The sequence below is a fragment of the Mesorhizobium sp. M7A.F.Ca.US.006.04.2.1 genome (assembly GCF_004022915.1).
GTDB classification, from domain to species: Bacteria; Pseudomonadota; Alphaproteobacteria; order Rhizobiales; family Rhizobiaceae; genus Mesorhizobium; species Mesorhizobium ciceri.
On sequence record NZ_RZQA01000028.1, the window covers coordinates 1 to 16,851 of the forward strand.

The 16,851-nt window shown below is 62.3% G+C and carries 16 protein-coding genes; 5 read left to right on the forward strand and 11 right to left on the reverse strand.

Annotated elements, in window-relative coordinates:
- Positions 1-207: 207 nt before the first annotated feature.
- The gene (locus EN925_RS03060; RefSeq protein WP_127368360.1) at positions 208-768 is read left to right on the forward strand and encodes an SH3 domain-containing protein; all 561 of its coding nucleotides are present in this window, start codon (positions 208-210) and stop codon (positions 766-768) included.
- Here the strand turns inward: EN925_RS03060 and EN925_RS03065 are convergent.
- Together EN925_RS03065 and irrA are read right to left on the reverse strand one after the other, a co-directional pair.
- Positions 741-1,148 (reverse strand): DUF4260 domain-containing protein, encoded by a 408-nt coding sequence (locus EN925_RS03065; protein WP_127368359.1) that lies wholly within the window; start codon positions 1,146-1,148, stop codon positions 741-743. The genes EN925_RS03060 and EN925_RS03065 overlap by 28 nt on opposite strands.
- Positions 1,149-1,194: 46 nt before the next feature.
- Positions 1,195-1,626: an iron response transcriptional regulator IrrA gene (irrA, locus tag EN925_RS03070; RefSeq protein ID WP_164753836.1), complete on the reverse strand. Its 432-nt coding sequence runs from the start codon at positions 1,624-1,626 to the stop codon at positions 1,195-1,197.
- Between the two features lie 242 nt (positions 1,627-1,868).
- Here irrA and fabA point away from each other — a divergent pair, with 242 nt between their 5' ends.
- The 4 genes from fabA (at position 1,869) to EN925_RS03090 (ending at position 6,234) form a co-directional block, all read left to right on the forward strand.
- Positions 1,869-2,384 carry a 3-hydroxyacyl-[acyl-carrier-protein] dehydratase FabA gene (gene fabA, locus EN925_RS03075; protein WP_013527885.1) on the forward strand — a complete coding sequence of 172 codons (516 nt, stop codon included), beginning with the start codon at positions 1,869-1,871 and terminating at the stop codon, positions 2,382-2,384.
- Positions 2,385-2,435: 51 nt separating this feature from the next.
- Complete coding sequence (fabB, locus tag EN925_RS03080) at positions 2,436-3,656, forward strand: beta-ketoacyl-ACP synthase I (RefSeq protein WP_127368357.1); 1,221 nt, start codon at positions 2,436-2,438, stop codon at positions 3,654-3,656.
- A gap of 13 nt (positions 3,657-3,669) precedes the next feature.
- A complete protein-coding gene (gene fabI, locus EN925_RS03085) occupies positions 3,670-4,482 on the forward strand; it encodes an enoyl-ACP reductase FabI (protein WP_013527887.1) in 813 nt (270 codons plus the stop codon).
- A gap of 207 nt (positions 4,483-4,689) precedes the next feature.
- Positions 4,690-6,234 carry a bifunctional diguanylate cyclase/phosphodiesterase gene (locus EN925_RS03090; protein ID WP_027161757.1) on the forward strand — a complete coding sequence of 515 codons (1,545 nt, stop codon included), beginning with the start codon at positions 4,690-4,692 and terminating at the stop codon, positions 6,232-6,234.
- Positions 6,235-6,307: 73 nt separating this feature from the next.
- Here EN925_RS03090 and EN925_RS03095 read toward each other — a convergent pair whose 3' ends face one another.
- From EN925_RS03095 to EN925_RS03135, 9 genes are all read right to left on the reverse strand, one after another.
- Positions 6,308-7,327: a class I SAM-dependent methyltransferase gene (locus EN925_RS03095; protein ID WP_127368356.1), complete on the reverse strand. Its 1,020-nt coding sequence runs from the start codon at positions 7,325-7,327 to the stop codon at positions 6,308-6,310.
- Positions 7,328-7,427: 100 nt separating this feature from the next.
- Complete coding sequence (gene pnp, locus EN925_RS03100) at positions 7,428-9,575, reverse strand: polyribonucleotide nucleotidyltransferase (protein ID WP_013527890.1); 2,148 nt, start codon at positions 9,573-9,575, stop codon at positions 7,428-7,430.
- Positions 9,576-9,850: 275 nt separating this feature from the next.
- Entirely contained in the window at positions 9,851-10,162 is a 312-nt protein-coding gene (gene rpsO, locus EN925_RS03105) for a 30S ribosomal protein S15 (RefSeq protein ID WP_269470859.1), read from the reverse strand.
- 139 nt (positions 10,163-10,301) lie between these two features.
- Complete coding sequence (corA, locus tag EN925_RS03110; RefSeq protein ID WP_063169994.1) at positions 10,302-11,396, reverse strand: magnesium/cobalt transporter CorA; 1,095 nt, start codon at positions 11,394-11,396, stop codon at positions 10,302-10,304.
- Between the two features lie 44 nt (positions 11,397-11,440).
- Positions 11,441-12,436 (reverse strand): tRNA pseudouridine(55) synthase TruB, encoded by a 996-nt coding sequence (gene truB, locus EN925_RS03115; RefSeq protein WP_127369867.1) that lies wholly within the window; start codon positions 12,434-12,436, stop codon positions 11,441-11,443.
- Positions 12,436-12,876 carry a 30S ribosome-binding factor RbfA gene (gene rbfA / locus EN925_RS03120; RefSeq protein WP_024503464.1) on the reverse strand — a complete coding sequence of 147 codons (441 nt, stop codon included), beginning with the start codon at positions 12,874-12,876 and terminating at the stop codon, positions 12,436-12,438. Before rbfA ends, truB begins: the two co-directional genes overlap by 1 nt.
- Before the next feature lie 125 nt (positions 12,877-13,001).
- Positions 13,002-15,578: a translation initiation factor IF-2 gene (infB, locus tag EN925_RS03125; protein WP_127388599.1), complete on the reverse strand. Its 2,577-nt coding sequence runs from the start codon at positions 15,576-15,578 to the stop codon at positions 13,002-13,004.
- Positions 15,575-16,225 (reverse strand): RNA-binding protein, encoded by a 651-nt coding sequence (locus EN925_RS03130; protein WP_024503463.1) that lies wholly within the window; start codon positions 16,223-16,225, stop codon positions 15,575-15,577. The genes infB and EN925_RS03130 overlap by 4 nt, the downstream gene beginning before the upstream one ends.
- A gap of 38 nt (positions 16,226-16,263) precedes the next feature.
- On the reverse strand, positions 16,264-16,851 hold a 588-nt coding region (locus tag EN925_RS03135; protein ID WP_245487203.1), incomplete at its 5' end, for a helix-hairpin-helix domain-containing protein.

Consider the following 16,851-nt stretch of genomic DNA (forward strand, 5'->3'; position numbering starts at 1 on the left):
TTTCCCTCTCGAGTATTTGCCGCAATTCCGAACGCAAAACCGCTTCACAGGTTTGCTGGAATTGCTCTAACCCGATCTCGTTGAGACCTCTTTAACCAAGACCGGCGAAACTGAAAGCCGGTCGCGGTGCCGATTACCCATGTAACAAGCGGTGCCGCCGAAGACAAAGAAAAAGGGGCGCCGAGGCAAGCGCCGAAAGGAATGAAAGTGTCTGGTTTCGCGTCGCTTCGCCTGGCCCTCAGTGCAGCATTTTTCGGCGCTCTGCTTTATTCTCCGCTTACGGCGGCACAGAGTGCGGCTGCACCTGCCCAGAGCGTCGTCACGCTCGGGCCGAGCGGCCTGCCGCTGCCGCGATTCGTCAGCCTGAAATCCGGCCGCGTCAACTCGCGCGTCGGCCCCGGCGCCAACTACTCGGTCGACTGGATGTACATGAAGGCCGGCCTGCCGATGGAGATCATCCAGGAATTCGACACATGGCGCCGCGTGCGCGATGCCGATGGTTCGGAAGGCTGGATCAACCAGTCGCTGCTTTCCGGCCGACGCACGGCAATCGTCGCACCATGGCAGCGTGGCAAGGGCACCCGGCTCAATCTTCTCAACAGCCCCGACAAGGATGCAAGGGTGGTCGCGATGATCGAACCTGGCGTCATGGGTACGATCAAATCCTGCGACGGCCAGTGGTGCGAAATGACGTTCGAAGGCCACACCGGCTGGCTTGCCCAGTCGGTCGTCTGGGGCGCCTATCCCGGCGAACGGGTCAAGGACTGATTCTCTTTCGCGGTCCTGGCTTTATGCCCGATACGGCCGAGATGGGTGTCCTGGAAGCCGGTCGGCAGCTTCAGACCGTAGCCCAGCGCACGGTCGATGGCGATGTGGGCGATCCATATCAGCGCAACCGCCATCGCGGCCGTATTGCCCCACATGTGCCCGCCGAGCAGCAGCAGCACGGGCACGATCAGGATGTGCAAGGCGTTGTAGGCAAGGGCACCGACGCGCGGACCGGCCAGATAGCCCGACATCGATAGGTCAGGCGCCAAGATAAGCAATCCGAAGAGCCACCAGGAGATGCCGGTCGAACCGTAGAAAATGACGGCAGCCAGTGCCACGATCGCCCATTCGAGCCGGATTACGAAATCGAGGGGTTTCATCCCTGGCCGATAATTCTGGCTTGGCAGATGATTCTGGCCTCGCCAGTCATTCGCAGCGTTTGGGGCGCAGCCTCACTACGATGTCGACATTGGCGATCTCCATCCCTTCCGGAGGCTCCGGCAGGTTGGCAACCGTCACCGGACCGCTGTCGATGTCGAATATACGGTTTTCGCCTTCGATGTAGAAATGGTGGTGGTCGGAGGTGTTGGTGTCGAAATAGGTTTTCGCGCCTTCGACGGCGAGGATGCGCAAAAGTCCCGCCTGGGTAAACTGGTGAAGGGCATTGTAGACGGTGGCCAGCGACACCGGCACGCCGGCGGCAACCGCCTCCTCGTGCAGTTCCTCGGCCGACAGATGCCGGTCGCCCTTGGCGAAAAGCAGATCGGCCAGCGCAATGCGCTGACGCGTCGGCCTCAGCCCGGCTTCACGGACCCGCTTGTCCACAGCGACATTTTCCTTCCGGCCGTCCAGGTCCATCTTCTCGTCGAACCCCACAGTTCCGCCCCAAGACACGCCCAGAATGGCAAAAAAATGAACGTCTGCCGAAACCGGACCTCTCAGGACATATATTCTGTCGTCCGAATGCGATCAATAGCGCGCATTGACCCAGGCAGACGAGCAGGCTAAGCGCAAACGCCGGTTTCCGGCCTGAAACAGATTGTGTTAGGAAACCAACGACAAGGGCCCCCGATGGCCCGGAACGATATGGGATGAGATTGATGGCGGGTAAATCCAGCTACGAGTACGACGAATTGCTGGCCTGCGCCCGCGGCGAACTGTTCGGACCGGGCAACGCCCAGCTTCCCTATCCGCCAATGCTGATGTTCGACCGCATCACCGAGATCAGCGAGACCGGCGGCGCCTTCGAGAAGGGTTTCATCCGCGCGGAGTTCGACATCAAGCCGGACCTGTGGTTCTTTGCCTGCCATTTCATCGGCAATCCGATCATGCCGGGGTGCCTCGGCCTCGACGCCATGTGGCAACTGACCGGCTTCTACCTTGGCTGGCTTGGCGAACCCGGCAAGGGAATGGCGCTGTCGACCGGCGAAGTGAAATTCAAGGGCATGGTCACGCCCTCGGTGAAGAAGGTCGAATATGGCATCGACTTCAAGCGCGTGATGCGGGGCCGGCTGGTGCTCGGCATCGCCGATGGCTGGCTGAAGGCGGATGGCGAACCCATATACGCGGCAACGGATTTGAAAGTCGGTCTGTCCAAGCAGTCGGCGGTCGGCTGACCGGCACCCCTGGCCAGCCCCCTTGGCCGGCATCCCTGGAAGGAGTTGCGAATGAGACGTGTCGTAGTCACAGGCCTCGGCATCGTGTCGTCGATCGGCAACAATGCCAACGAGGTGCAAGCCTCGCTGCATGACGCCAGATCAGGCATCAGCTTCTCGGATTCCTTCGCCGAACACGGCTTCCGCTGCCAGGTCTGGGGAGCGCCGACGCTCGATCCATCGGCGATGATCGATCGCCGTGCGATGCGCTTCCTGAGCCAGGGGGCTGCATGGAACCACGTCGCCATGGACCAGGCGATCGCGGATGCGGGCCTCGGCGAGAGCGACATCACCAATGAGCGCACCGGCATCGTCATGGGATCGGGCGGACCATCCACCCGCACCATCGTCGAAGCTGCCGAAACGACGCTGAAGAACGGCAGTCCCAAGCGCATCGGTCCGTTCGCGGTGCCGAAGGCAATGTCGTCGACCGCATCGGCGACGCTTGCCACATGGTTCAAGATCCACGGCGTCAACTACTCGATCTCGTCGGCCTGTTCGACCTCGGCGCATTGCATCGGCAATGGCTATGAATTGATCCAATGGGGCAAGCAGGACATCGTCTTCGCCGGCGGCCACGAGGATCTCGACTGGACGATGTCGGACCTGTTCGACGCCATGGGCGCCATGTCGTCGAAATTCAACGACAAGGCATCGACCGCCTCCCGTGCCTATGACGTCAATCGCGACGGCTTCGTCATTGCCGGCGGCGCCGGTGTGCTGGTGCTGGAAGAGCTTGAGCATGCCAAGGCGCGCGGCGCCAAGATCTATGCCGAGATCGTCGGCTATGGCGCGACGTCGGATGGCTACGACATGGTTGCTCCTTCAGGCGAAGGCGCGGTCCGCTGCATGCGCCAGGCGCTGGCCACGGTTTCCACGCCGGTCGACTACATCAACACCCATGGCACATCGACGCCGGTGGGAGATTCCAAGGAAGTGGGCGCCATCCGCGAGGTGTTCGGCCCAGAGATGCCGTACATCACCTCGACGAAGTCGCTGACCGGCCATTCGCTGGGCGCGGCCGGCGTGCAGGAATCCATCTACTCGATCCTGATGATGCAGGGCGGTTTCATCGGCGAAAGCGCCCATATCGAGACCCTCGACCCCGAATTCGAGGGCATGCCGATCGTGCGAAAGCGCATCGACGATGCCAGGATCGACACTGTTTTGTCCAATTCGTTCGGCTTCGGTGGCACCAACGCCACGCTCGTTTTCCAGCGCTATTCCGCATAAGGATTTGCCGGCCATGGACGGATTGATGAAGGGCAAGCGCGGGCTTGTCATGGGTGTCGCCAACGATCATTCGATCGCCTGGGGCATCGCCCGGAAATTATCCGAACACGGGGCGGAACTCGCCTTCACCTATCAGGGCGATGCCTTCGGACGCCGGGTCAAGCCGCTGGCCGACAAGCTCGGCGCCTCGCTGGTCGTGCCGTGCGACGTCGAGGACAGCGCTTCGGTCGCCGCCACGTTCGAGACCCTGGGCAACGAATGGGGCGGGCTGGATTTCATCGTCCACGCCATCGGCTTTTCCGACAAGAACGAGTTGAAAGGCCTCTACGCCGACACCAGCCGGGACAATTTCGTCCGCACCATGGTGATCTCCTGCTACTCCTTCACCGAGGTCGCCCGCCATGCGGCCACCTTGATGAAGGACGGCGGATCGATGATCACGCTGACCTATGCGGGCTCCGTCCGCGTCATGCCGAACTACAATGTCATGGGCGTCGCCAAGGCCGGACTGGAGGCCAGCGTGCGCTACCTCGCCAACGATTACGGTCCGCGCGGCATCAGGGTAAACGGCATATCGGCTGGGCCCGTGCGCACGCTCGCCGGCGCCGGCATTTCGGACGCCCGCCACATGTTCTCCTACCAGCAGCGAAACTCGCCACTGCGCCGCACGGTGACCATCGACGAGGTCGGTGGTTCGGCGCTTTATCTGTTGTCGGATCTGTCTTCCGGGGTTACCGGCGAAATCCACTATGTCGATTCCGGCTATCACATCGTTTCCATGCCGACGCTCGATGAATTGAAGCAGACCGACGGCGGGCGAGACTAACGCCTGTCGGCCAAAGGTGCGCGACGGTTTTGAAATGGCGGACATCTGAAAACACGAAGCTTAAAGCGCGCGGCTAAACCCCGTTTCAGCGCCAGTCGCATTGATCCGCTCAAGAAATACTTTCGGTCCAATAAAATTTGATTCATTCGCGGAAACTCATTTTAAGGAGATATCCGCTAGAAAGCCCCGTACTCAGGGGAACTTTCAATGCTCGCCGTCAGCAACCCGAAGCGAACACCGGTGTTCCGACTGCTCACCATAGCGAGTTCGGGTCTCGGCAGTTTCGTCCTCGGGCTCTGGGGCCTGAAGCTCGGTCTCGGCGATGGCTTTGCCGGCATCTCCGCCGACATGATGGTCTCGGTGATGGCCGCTCTTTGCGCACTGGCGGCGTCGGTCGCCGCGATGTCCTTCTTCGCCGGCGTCGATGAATCGGCGGATTTCGTCTTCACGGAAACCCATTTCGACAAGCTGACCGGCCTGGTGGCACGTCCGGCGATGGTCGGCAAGATTGCCGAGGCGGCATGCGCGACCAGCCGGACCGGCGAGCCGATGTTCCTCATCGATATCGACATCGACCGGTTCAAGCAGATCAATGACGCCATCGGCTACAGCCAGGGCGACGAGCTGATCCGCGCCTTCACCAAGCGCTTGAAGACGTGCGTGCCGCCGCGCGCGCTGATCGGACGCATCGGCGCCGGTGAATTCGCGATCCTGCTCCCCGACAACCAAGTCGCAGGGTCCTTGGAAAGCACCATAGAGAGGCTCATCGACGAGATGATGGAGCCCTATGATCTCGGTACGCACCTGCAATCGGTCAGCCTGTCGGTCGGCATCGTGGCGATGCCAAAGGACGGTGTCGATCCCGTCCTCATCCTGCGCCGCTCCAATCTGGCGCTGCAGAACGCGCGCGCCAGCGGCGTCGGCAACTGGTCCGTCTTCCATGCCGAAATGGGCAGGGTCGCCGACCATCGCCAGTGGATCGAATCCGAACTGCATACAGCCTTCGAGCGCGGTGACTTCGACCTTCATTACCAGCCGCAGCTCGATCTCCCGACCGGCCGCATCGTCGGCTACGAAGCGCTGATCCGCTGGCGGCATCCGGAACGCGGCATGATCCCGCCGATGGAGTTCATTCCGATCGCCGAGGAAACCGGCATGATCGGTCCGATCGGCGAATGGGTGCTGCGCAAAGCCTGCAGCGACGCCCGGCATCTGCCCGACGACTGCTTCGTCGCCGTCAACATCTCGCCCGTCCAGTTCATGACCAAGGACTTCGTCGGCATCGTGCGCGACACCATGACGAGCACCGGCATCAAGCCGTCACGGCTGGAACTGGAAGTGACCGAGACGGCGATGATGCAGGATCGCGACCGCGCCGCCGCCATCCTGAAGGAGCTTGCGGATATCGGCATTTCGGTCGCCGTCGATGATTTCGGCACCGGCTATTCCAATTTGAGCTACCTGATCGATTTCTCATTCGGCAAGCTGAAGATCGACCGGTCCTTCGTCAGCCGCCTCGACACGGATTCCAGCTCCGGCGCGGTCGTCTCGACCATCGTCGGGCTTTCGCGCGCGCTCGGCGTCAGCATCATTGCCGAAGGCGTCGAGACCGAAAGCCAGGCGACACTGCTCAGGGCAGCCGGCTGCGAGGTGGTGCAAGGCTACCTGTATGGCAGGCCCGCCCCCCTCAAGATCAGGGTCGGCGACGTGCATATCACCGATGAGGTCCGGCGCGTTGCCAATCTGCATTGAGTGCGACGCGATATCTGTTTTCGTCTGAGCATGATCTTTTCCGAAACCGGTATCCACTTTTCGGGATCATGCTTCAACGACGAGCGGAAAGCACCTTGAACATGCCGTCACGAGCGAGTTCGGCATGGCTCGAAAAGGCAGCCGCCAAGATCGGCTCGTAGGGAAGCTGACGGTTGGCGACCATGAACAGCCGCCCACCCGGCTTCAAGGCCTTGGCCGCCGCTCGGATCATGCCGGCGCCGATCTCCGGCTCGGCCGCCCGGCTGCGGTGAAAGGGCGGGTTCATGGCAATCGCGTCGTAGCGCTTCTCGACTGGTTCCTTCAGCAGATCGATCCAGAAGAAATTCCGGGCGATCGGCTGGCTGACCGCTGCCAGATTGAGCTTCGCGGCTTCAAGCGCGGCGAAATCGGCCTCATAGAGGTCGAGCGCCTGAACGCCGGGGGAGCGGGCGGCGATCTCGGCCGCCACATAGCCCCAGCCGGCGCAGAGATCGGCAATGTTGCCACGCAGGTCATTGGGCAAATTCTCGACCAGCAATTTCGAGCCGGTATCGATCCGGTCGAACGAGAACATGCCGGGCGCGGTGTGGAACCGGCCTTCAACCAGCCGAGCGGGGTTGGCAGCGCGCAATTCTTCCGCGGCGGCCAGATCGGCGGGACGTCGCAGCCAGAAGGCAATGCCGTGATATTTGGGCAAATGGCCTTCAAGCGGCACAAGCTCGTCAACGCGCTTGCGCAGGCTGGCAATGCCATCGTCCTTGCCGCCGGCAATGACGACCAGGCCGCCCGGCGCCACGCACTCAAGCGCCTGCGCGATGCGCACTTCGTTCAAGCCGCGATGCCGGCCGGCAAGCACAAGTGCCATATCGAAGCCATCGCCTTCCACTTGCGCGGTGACGACGAAGCCAGACGCCTGCAGCGCGCTGAAATGCGGCCGGAAACCCTGCACGAGGTGAAGTGTCGCCTCAAAGCCTTCAGGCAGGCGAAAACCCGGCTCAGCGCCGAGAAACAGGGCGCGCGTGCCCTTGCCCGGTAGAGAAACAGCCTCCGCCTCGAAGGGATGGAAAAGCGTCTTCAACGGCTCGGCGGACATTGTTCGATCTCGACTTGTCTAAGCGCTTTGAAACCCAGGCTGAAAATGAAAACGGGCGCGACATAAGCCGCGCCCGTTTCGATTCATGGTCTCAGACCAATCAGGCGGCGTTTTCTTCGCCTTCGGTCTTCTTGTCGCGGGCGAGTTCCTTGCCGGTGGCCTGGTCGACGACCTTCATCGACAGGCGGACCTTGCCGCGCTCGTCGAAGCCCATCAGCTTGACCCAGACCTTGTCGCCTTCCTTGACCACATCCGAGGTCTTGGCGACCCGGTCGTTGGCAAGCTGCGAGATGTGGACGAGGCCGTCACGCGGACCGAAGAAATTGACGAAAGCGCCGAAGTCCGCGGTCTTGACGACCGTACCTTCGTAGATCTCGCCGACTTCCGGCTCGGCGACGATGGTGTGGATCCACTTCTTCGCCGCCTCGATCTCCTTGGCATTGGACGAAGCGATCTTGACCGTGCCGTCGTCCTCGATGTTGATCTTGGCGCCGGTCTTTTCGACGATCTCGCGGATCACCTTGCCGCCCGAGCCGATCACGTCACGGATCTTGTCGGTCGGGATGTGCATCACTTCGATGCGCGGTGCGAACTCACCGAGTTCCGAACGCGCGCCGGTCAGAGCATGCGCCATCTCGCCGAGGATGTGCTGGCGGCCATCCTTGGCCTGGTCCAGCGCGATCTTCATGATCTCCTCGGTGATGCCTTCGATCTTGATATCCATCTGCAGCGAGGTGATGCCGTTGGCGGTGCCGGCGACCTTGAAGTCCATGTCGCCGAGGTGATCCTCGTCACCGAGGATGTCGGATAGAACGGCGAAACGCTCGCCTTCCTTGATCAGGCCCATGGCGATACCGGCGACGGGCTTGGCCAGCGGCACGCCGGCATCCATAAGCGCCAGCGAGGTGCCGCAGACGGTGGCCATCGACGACGAACCGTTGGACTCGGTGATCTCCGAGACGACACGCAGCGTGTAGGGGAACTGGTCGGCGCTCGGCAGCATCGGGCGAATGGCGCGCCAGGCGAGCTTGCCATGGCCGATTTCGCGGCGACCCGGCGAACCCATGCGGCCGGTCTCGCCGACGGAATAGGGAGGGAAGTTGTAGTGAAGGAGGAACTTCTCCTTGTACATGCCGGTCAGCGAATCGACATACTGCTCGTCCTCGCCGGTGCCGAGCGTGGCAACGACCAGCGCCTGGGTCTCGCCGCGGGTGAACAGCGCCGAACCGTGGGTGCGCGGCAGGACGCCGACTTCGGAGACGATCTTGCGGACCGTCTTGAGGTCACGGCCATCGATGCGCGAACCGGTGTCGAGGATGTTCCAGCGCACGACCTTGGCCTGGAGTTCCTTGAATACCGAACCGATCTGCTCGGAAGTGTACTTGGCATCTTCGCCTTCGGCCGGGGCAAACGCTGCCTTGACCTTCGCCTTGACGGCGTCGACGGCGGCGTAACGCTTCTGCTTGTCGACGTTCTTGTAGGCATTGCTGAGTTCGTCGCCGACGATCTTCAGCATCTCGGCTTCAAGCGCGGAATAGTCCGGCGCGGTGAAGTCGCGCGGCTCCTTGGCGGCGACTTCGGCCAGCTTGATGATGGCGTCGATGACCGGTTGGAAGCCCTTGTGGCCGAACATGACGGCGCCGAGCATCAGCTCTTCGCCCAATTCCTTGGCTTCGGACTCAACCATCAGCACAGCGTCGGCGGTGCCGGCGACAACGAGGTCGAGCTTGGATTCCTGCATCTCGTCGACATGCGGGTTCAGAACGTATTCGCCGTTGATGTAGCCGACGCGGGCGCCGCCGACCGGGCCCATGAAGGGAACGCCGGAGAGCGTCAGGGCGGCCGAAGTGGCAACGATCGACAGGATGTCGGGATCGTTCTCGAGATCATGCTGGACGACGGTGACGACGATCTGGGTGTCGTTCTTGTAGCCGGAGGCGAAGAGCGGGCGGATCGGGCGGTCGATGAGGCGGGAAACCAGCGTTTCCTTCTCGCTCGGACGGCCTTCACGCTTGAAATAGCCACCCGGGATCTTGCCGGCGGCGTAGGTCTTTTCCTGGTAGTTGACGGTCAGCGGGAAGAAATCGAGGCCGGGCTTCGGCTCCTTCATCGAAACGACGGTGGCGAGGACCTTGGTCTCGCCGTAGGTGGCGAGCACCGCGCCATCAGCCTGGCGCGCGATCTTGCCGGTTTCGAGGATGAGCGGACGACCGCCCCATTCGATTTCCACTTTGTGGTGATTGAACATCTCTTGTCCTTAATATGAGGAAAGGGCCGCGCCGTTTCACGGTGCGCGGAGATGCCCTTTCCCTGGCTTCCTTTCTCGGGCAGCCACGGGCAAGACAACGGGAGGCTCGGGTGTTTCGGCGCGGTGCGCGCGAGCGTCCTGCAATCCTGCCCCATGACCGTCCATGGGCGGTTTCGAGTGCCCTCTGCACGATCGAAACCGGGTCTGGCCAGTCGATACGACTGGCAGAATGCGCGACCGGCGGGCTCTCCTTCGAAAGCCCGCCGGTCAATTCGTCAACGACGCAGACCGAGCTTCTCGATCAGCGTCTGGTAGCGCGCGTCGTCCTTGCGCTTGAGATAATCAAGCAGGCTGCGGCGCTGGGAGACGAGAGCAAGCAGACCACGGCGGGAATGGTTATCCTTCTTGTGGTCCTTGAAATGGTCGGTCAGGTTCTTGATTCGCTCGGAAAGGATGGCCACCTGGACTTCCGGAGACCCGGTATCGCCCTTGGCGGTTGCGAATTCACCCATCAATTCCTGTTTGCGCTCGGCAGTAATCGACATCGTGTTTTTCCTTATCTGTTTGAGGAAACGGGTCGCCCTCAGCCGGGATGTCGTCCAGCAGGGGCCGGTGCAAGCAAAGCGTCATAGCGCTAAGCTGCGGCGCATATAGTGCAATTCCCCGGAAAACACCAGCCCAATTCACAAGCCGGCTTTTCAGGCCAAAATGGCAGGTTTATCCCTGTCAAAGCCATTTCTTCCATTTGAAGAAGGCGATCAGCCCGAACGCGACAAGCGCCATGAACAGCAGCGACAAGGGATAGCCGTAGTAGGCCTTCAGTTCCGGCATGTTCCAGGGCGAAGACTCCGGATCGAAATTCATGCCCCAGATGCCGACCAGGAAGGTGAGCGGCATGAAGATGACCGAGACGATGGTGAGATAGCTGATAACGTCGTTGGTGCGCGCCTGGCTCAGCGACAGGTGCATCTCGATCAGGCCGGTCAGCATATCGCGCTGGGTCTCGACCAGCTCGATCAGCCTGAGCGCATGGTCGAGCGTGTCGTTGAGGAAGATCTTGGTCTCGGCCTTCACATAGGGCACATCGTTGCGGATCAGCGTCGCCAGCGCATCGCGCATCGGCCACAGCACGCCTTTCAGCACGTTGGCGTCACGCCGCAATTCATGTAGCTGCCGCATCTGGTGTTTGTGCGGCGAATGCAGCATCTGGTCCTCGATGCTGTCGACCATGTCACCGGCGGCCTCGATCGGCGGAAAATAGCTGTCGACGATGGCATCGATCAGCGCATAGGCAAGATAGTCGGCGCCGCGGGCGCGCAGCCGGTTGGGCGCCGAACTTTCGATGCGCTTGCGCACCGGATCGAATGGATCGCCTTCCCGCTCCTGGAAGGTAACGACGAAGTTGCTGCCGAAGAAGACGGCGATCTGCTCATAGCGGTGCGAGGTGACATCGTCGATCATCCTGACGACGACGAAGGCATGGTCCTCGAAGAAGTCGACCTTAGGCCGCTGGCCGGTGTTGACGACGTCCTCCAGCGCCAGCGGATGCAGGCTGAAAATGCGGCCGATCTCCTCGATCAGCGGGATGTTGGCGAGGCCGGTGCAGTCGAGCCAGAGGACCGGCCATTTGTGGCAATGGGTGTTGAGGTCGTCGATGCTGGCATTTTCGATAGTCTTGAATTTTTCGGGCGAGATCAGCGTCAGACGCAGTTCCGAGCGACGCGCCGACGGGTCGGCGATCAGCGTGCCGGGCGACGCACCGACCGGCGGCCGCCGCGTTTTCGCCGGTGCCCGCGTCTTCACGGTCTCAGCCTTTGCCATATTCCCCTCGTGCGAGTCCTCGCCTCGACATTAGACGACAGGAATCAACCGGCAAAGACCCGCTTGGGCTTGAACATGCCTTGCTCAATGGCACCGATGGCGACCAGCTTGCCGCGCGCCGTGGCGCAGGCTTCTTCGGCTTCCACCGGTGCGTCGCGGCCGCGGATGATGACCGGGTTGCCGAGGCGGATCTTGGTTGCCGCGTCATCGCTGATGGCGATCTGCGGCAGGCAATCGAGGGCAGCCGATGTGTCGACCAGAAGCGCATCGATGGCGTCGAAGTCGATTGGCGCTTCCACCTTGTCGGCAGCCTCTGCCTTGTCAGCGGCTTCTGTCGTGTCCGAGCTGTCGACCTCCTCCACACCGAAACGGGCGGCTTCCAGTTCGGCGATGGTGACGAAGTCTTCCGAGGTGAACGGCTCGACCTCGACCCGGCGCAATTCGGAGATGTGACCGAAGCAGCCGATGTCGCGGCCCATGTCGCGGGCCAGCGAGCGCACATAGGTGCCCTTGCCGCACTCGACCTCGAAAACAGTATGGTCGGCGCCATGCTCGACAACGTCCAGACGGCCGATCTCGATCTCGCGCGCGGGTATGTCGACCGTCGCGCCGTCGCGGGCCAGATCATAGGCGCGCTCGCCTGCGATCTTGATGGCCGAGAATTGCGGCGGCGTCTGCATGATGACGCCGGTGTATTTCGGCAGCAGGGCGAGCAGTTGGGCTTCCGACGGACGCAGGTCGGATTCTTTCGTCACCGGACCTTCGAGGTCATCGGTCGAACGCTCCTGTCCCCAGGCAACGGTGAAGCGATAGATTTTGGCGCCGTCCTGCACGTAAGGCACGGTCTTGGTAGCCTCGCCAAGCGCGATCGGCAGCATGCCGGATGCCAGCGGGTCGAGCGTGCCTGCATGGCCGGCCTTTTCCGCCTGGAACAGCCATTTGATCTTGGAGACGGCTTCGGTCGAGCCCATGCCGACCGGCTTGTCCAGGATCAGCCAGCCCGAGATCGGCCGGCCCTTCTTCTTGCCGCGACGCGCCACTATTCGGTGTCCTTGTTGTCGTCTTTGTCCTGGTCCGCGTTTTCCTGGTCCTCAGGACCCAGATCGCGCGCCACTTCCGGCGATTTCAAGAGGTCGTTGATCCTGGCAAAATTGTCGAAGGAGGTATCGAGCTTGAAGCGGAACTCAGGCATGAACTTCATCTGCCGCAGCGCGCCGGAGACACGGCCACGGACGAATTTCGCATGCTTGTTCAACGCCTCGACCACCGCATCGGCATCTTTGGCGCCGAGCGGCGAGACGAAAGCGGTAGCGACCTTCAAATCGGGCGACATGCGCACTTCCGAGACCGACACCACGGTGTTCTCGATCAGCGGATCGATGATCTCGCCGCGCTGCAGGGTTTCGGATAGCGCATGGCGCACCTGTTCGGCGACGCGCAGCATGCGCTGGGATGGGCTGGATGCGGTTGGACGGGGCATTTTTCTCAATCCTGAAAGCGTGAGGCGCGGGATGGAACCGTGCCGCATGTCTCATATGGGCATTCTCAATAGACTTGGGGCGGCGGCCTTTCGACCACCGCCCGGTATGGACAAGTCATTCGAACTCAGAGTGTCCGGGTCACCATCTCGACGCGGAAGCACTCGATGACGTCGCCGACGCGCATGTCCTCGTAGTTCTGGAAGGCCATGCCGCACTCCTGGCCGCCGGGGACTTCCGAAACTTCGTCCTTGAAGCGCTTCAGCGTCTTCAGCGTGCCTTCGTGGATGACGACGTTGTCGCGGATCAGGCGCACGCCCGCACCACGCTCGACCTTGCCTTCGGTGACACGGCAGCCGGCGATCTTGCCGACCTTGGTGATGTCGAAGATTTCGAGGATCTGCGCATTGCCGATGAAGGTCTCGCGACGTTCCGGCGACAGCAGGCCCGACAGAGCCGCCTTCACGTCATCCACAAGGTTGTAGATGATCGAGTAGTAGCGGATCTCGATGCCAGCCGCCGCAGCAGCGGCACGTGCCTGGACGTTGGCGCGGACGTTGAAGCCGATGATCGCGGCACCCGAAGTCTCGGCCAGCGACACGTCGCTTTCGGTAATGGCGCCGGCGCCGGCATGGACGATGCGTGCACGAACCTCGTCGGTGCCGAGCTTATCGAGTGCGGCGTTGATCGCCTCGATCGAGCCCTGCACGTCGCCCTTGATGACCAACGGGAATTCCTTCAGCCCGCTTGTCTGCAATTGCGACATCATCTGCTCGAGCGAACCGCGCTGGCCGGCATGCTTGGCAACCGCCTTCTCGCGCGCCAGACGCTGGCGGTATTCGGTGATCTCGCGGGCACGGGCCTCGTTATTGACCACGGCGAAGCGATCGCCGGCCTGCGGGGTGCCCTGCAAGCCAAGCACTTCTACCGGCATCGCCGGCGGCGCTTCCTTGATCTGCACGCCACGATCGTTGACCAGCGCACGCACCCGGCCCCATTCATTGCCGGCAACGAGGATGTCGCCCGGCATCAGCGTGCCGGTCTGCACCAGCACGGTGGCAACGGGACCACGGCCCTTGTCGAGCTGGGCCTCGATGACGACGCCTTCGGCGGTACGGTCCGGATTGGCCTTCAGGTCGAGAATTTCGGCCTGCAGCAGGATCGCCTCGAGCAGTTTGTCGAGATTGGTGCCCTTGGTCGCCGACACTTCGACGTCCAGAACTTCACCGCCCATGGATTCGACGAAAACCTCGTGGCGCAGCAGTTCGGAGCGCACCTTCTGCGGATCGGCATCATGCTTGTCGATCTTGTTGATCGCCACGATGATCGGAACGCCGGCCGCCTTGGCATGGCTGATCGATTCGATCGTCTGCGGCATGACGCTGTCATCGGCCGCAACCACCAGGATGGCAATATCGGTCGCCTGGGCGCCACGAGCACGCATCGCCGTGAAGGCGGCGTGGCCGGGCGTGTCGATGAAGGTGATCTTGTGACCATTCTTCTCAACCTGGTAGGCGCCGATATGCTGGGTGATGCCGCCGGCTTCGCCGGAGACGACATTGGCGTTGCGGATCGCGTCGAGCAGCGAGGTCTTGCCATGATCGACGTGACCCATGATCGTCACGACCGGCGGACGCGAAACCAGGTCCTCGGCATTGTCGGCGATGTTGAACAGGCCTTCCTCGATGTCGGACTCGGCGACGCGGCGGACCGTGTGGCCGAATTCGGTGGCGACCAGCTCGGCCGTGTCGGCGTCGATGACGTCGCCCGGCTTCAGGATCTGGCCCTGCTTCATGAAGAACTTGACCAGGTCGACCGCGCGCTCGGACATGCGTTGCGCCAGTTCCTGGATGGTGATGGTCTCTGGCAGGATCACTTCGCGCATGACTTTCTCGCGCGGCTCATTGTGCATCGCGCGCTTGAATTTTTCCTGGCGGCGACGCATCGACGACAGCGAACGGGCTCGCGCATCTTCGTCGGACAATGCCGAATTCAGCGTCAGCTTGCCACGGCGGCGATCTTCCTCGCTCTTGGTCGGCTTGGCCGGACGCGCCGCTTCAGGCGTGACCGGACGGCGCACCGGTGCGCCGGCGCCAACCCGCTTCGGCTTGGCCACTTCCTCGTCATCGACTGTTGCCAGTTCGGCAGCCAATGGCGCGCGGCGACGCGCCTCTTCCTCGGCCCGACGGCGGGATTCGGCCTCGGTCTGCAACCGTGCTTCTTCCTCGGCCTGGCGGCGCGCGGATTCATCGCGTTCGCGCTTGCGGCGCTCTTCGTCCTCGGCGCGACGCTTGGCATCCTCGGCGGCGCGCTGGCGGTCCTCGACCTCGCGAACCTTCGAGCCTTCGAGCGCCCTGCGGCGTGCTTCCATTTCACTGCGCGACAGTTCGTTCAGCACCATGCCGCTGCGCTCGACCGGGGCCGGGGGCGGCGGGGGTGGCGGCGCCTTCGGTGCTTCCGGCACGACGACGGGGGCGGCCACGACCGCCGGCTTCGGTGTGAAGACGGGGGCGGCAACAGGCTCCGGCTTGTCGCCGGGCATCGAGAACTTGCGCTTCTTGGTTTCGACGACGACCTGCTTGGTGCGGCCGTGCGAGAAGTTCTGGCGCACAGTGCCCTGTTCCATACCGGGGCGCTTCAGCGTCAAGGTCTTCTTCGGCGTCACACTCAGCGTATTGTCGTCACCCGATTTCGTATCGCTCATTCCATATCCTCTGCGGCATCATCTTCGTCAGCAACAGCCGCAAGCATTGCCAGATCGTCCGGGGAACCGCCCCGATACCGGTCGAGCGCAACCATGCGCTTCTGGACCGCCCTGCCCGCGTCTCCCGCGAGAACGGCAGCATGTATCACATTTGTACCCCCCAATGCCAAGCTCAACTCGGCCTCGGAGAAAAGTTTGTAGGCAAGGATAGCGGGCCCACCAAGATGGACCGTCGCCCGTCGCGCCTGGCTGATCTTGCGCACGCCGTCATCGGACGCCTCGGAAGCATGCAGCACGAAAAGCGCCAATCCGCCGCGCACCGCGCTCTCGACCTTGGTAGCACCAAGCGAAATTGCGCCTGCCTTGCGGGCAAGACCAAGCATGCCCAGAGCGTGCCTGGAAAGCAGCCCGTCGACCATGCCGCCAAGATCGGGCGGCACGACCACCTGTGCCTTGAAGGCGCGGGCAAAGAGGTTCTTCGCCGCAGCCTTGTCGATATGTAGGCGGTCGGCGCTCACCCAGCAACCGCGGCCGGGCAGATTTCTCTTGATGTCGGGAACGACGGCCGAATCCGGGCCGACGACGAACCGGATCAGATCATCCGGTTCGGCTTGTTTGCGCGTAACGATGCAGGTGCGATCGTTCATCTCGTCCAAGGGCGGGTTCGGTGCGATGCGGTTTCACCTCACGCACCAACGGCTTCGTCAGCCGAGACTTCTTCGGCTGCAAGCTCGTCTTCGGTGATCCAGCCGGCCTTGAGGCGGGCGGCCAGAACCATCTGTTCGGCGTCTGCGCGGGTCACGCCATGATTGGCCAGCACGCCCGGATAGACTTTTGTCTCGCCGTCCTTGCGTTCCTTCCAGCCGGTCAGGTCGTCGGCGGCATAGCCGGCGAAATCCTCGATCGTCTTCACGCCATCCTCGCCAAGCGTCACCATCATGGCGGTGGTGACGCCGGGGATTTCGCGCAATTCGTCCGAAACGCCGAGCGCCTTGCGCTTGTCGTCGTGCTCGGCCTCGATCTTCTCCAGATATTCGCGGGCGCGGGTCTGGATTTCGGAAGCGGTGTCCTCGTCGAAACCGTCAATAGAGGCGATCTCGCCGGAATCGACATAAGCGACTTCCTCAACGCTGGTGAAGCCTTCGGAGGCCAGCACCTGGCCGACCATCTCGTCGACGTCGAGGGCTTCCATGAACAGCGACGAACGCTCGACGAATTCCTTCTGGCGGCGTTCGGATTCTTCGGCTTCGGTCAGGATGTCGATATCCCAACC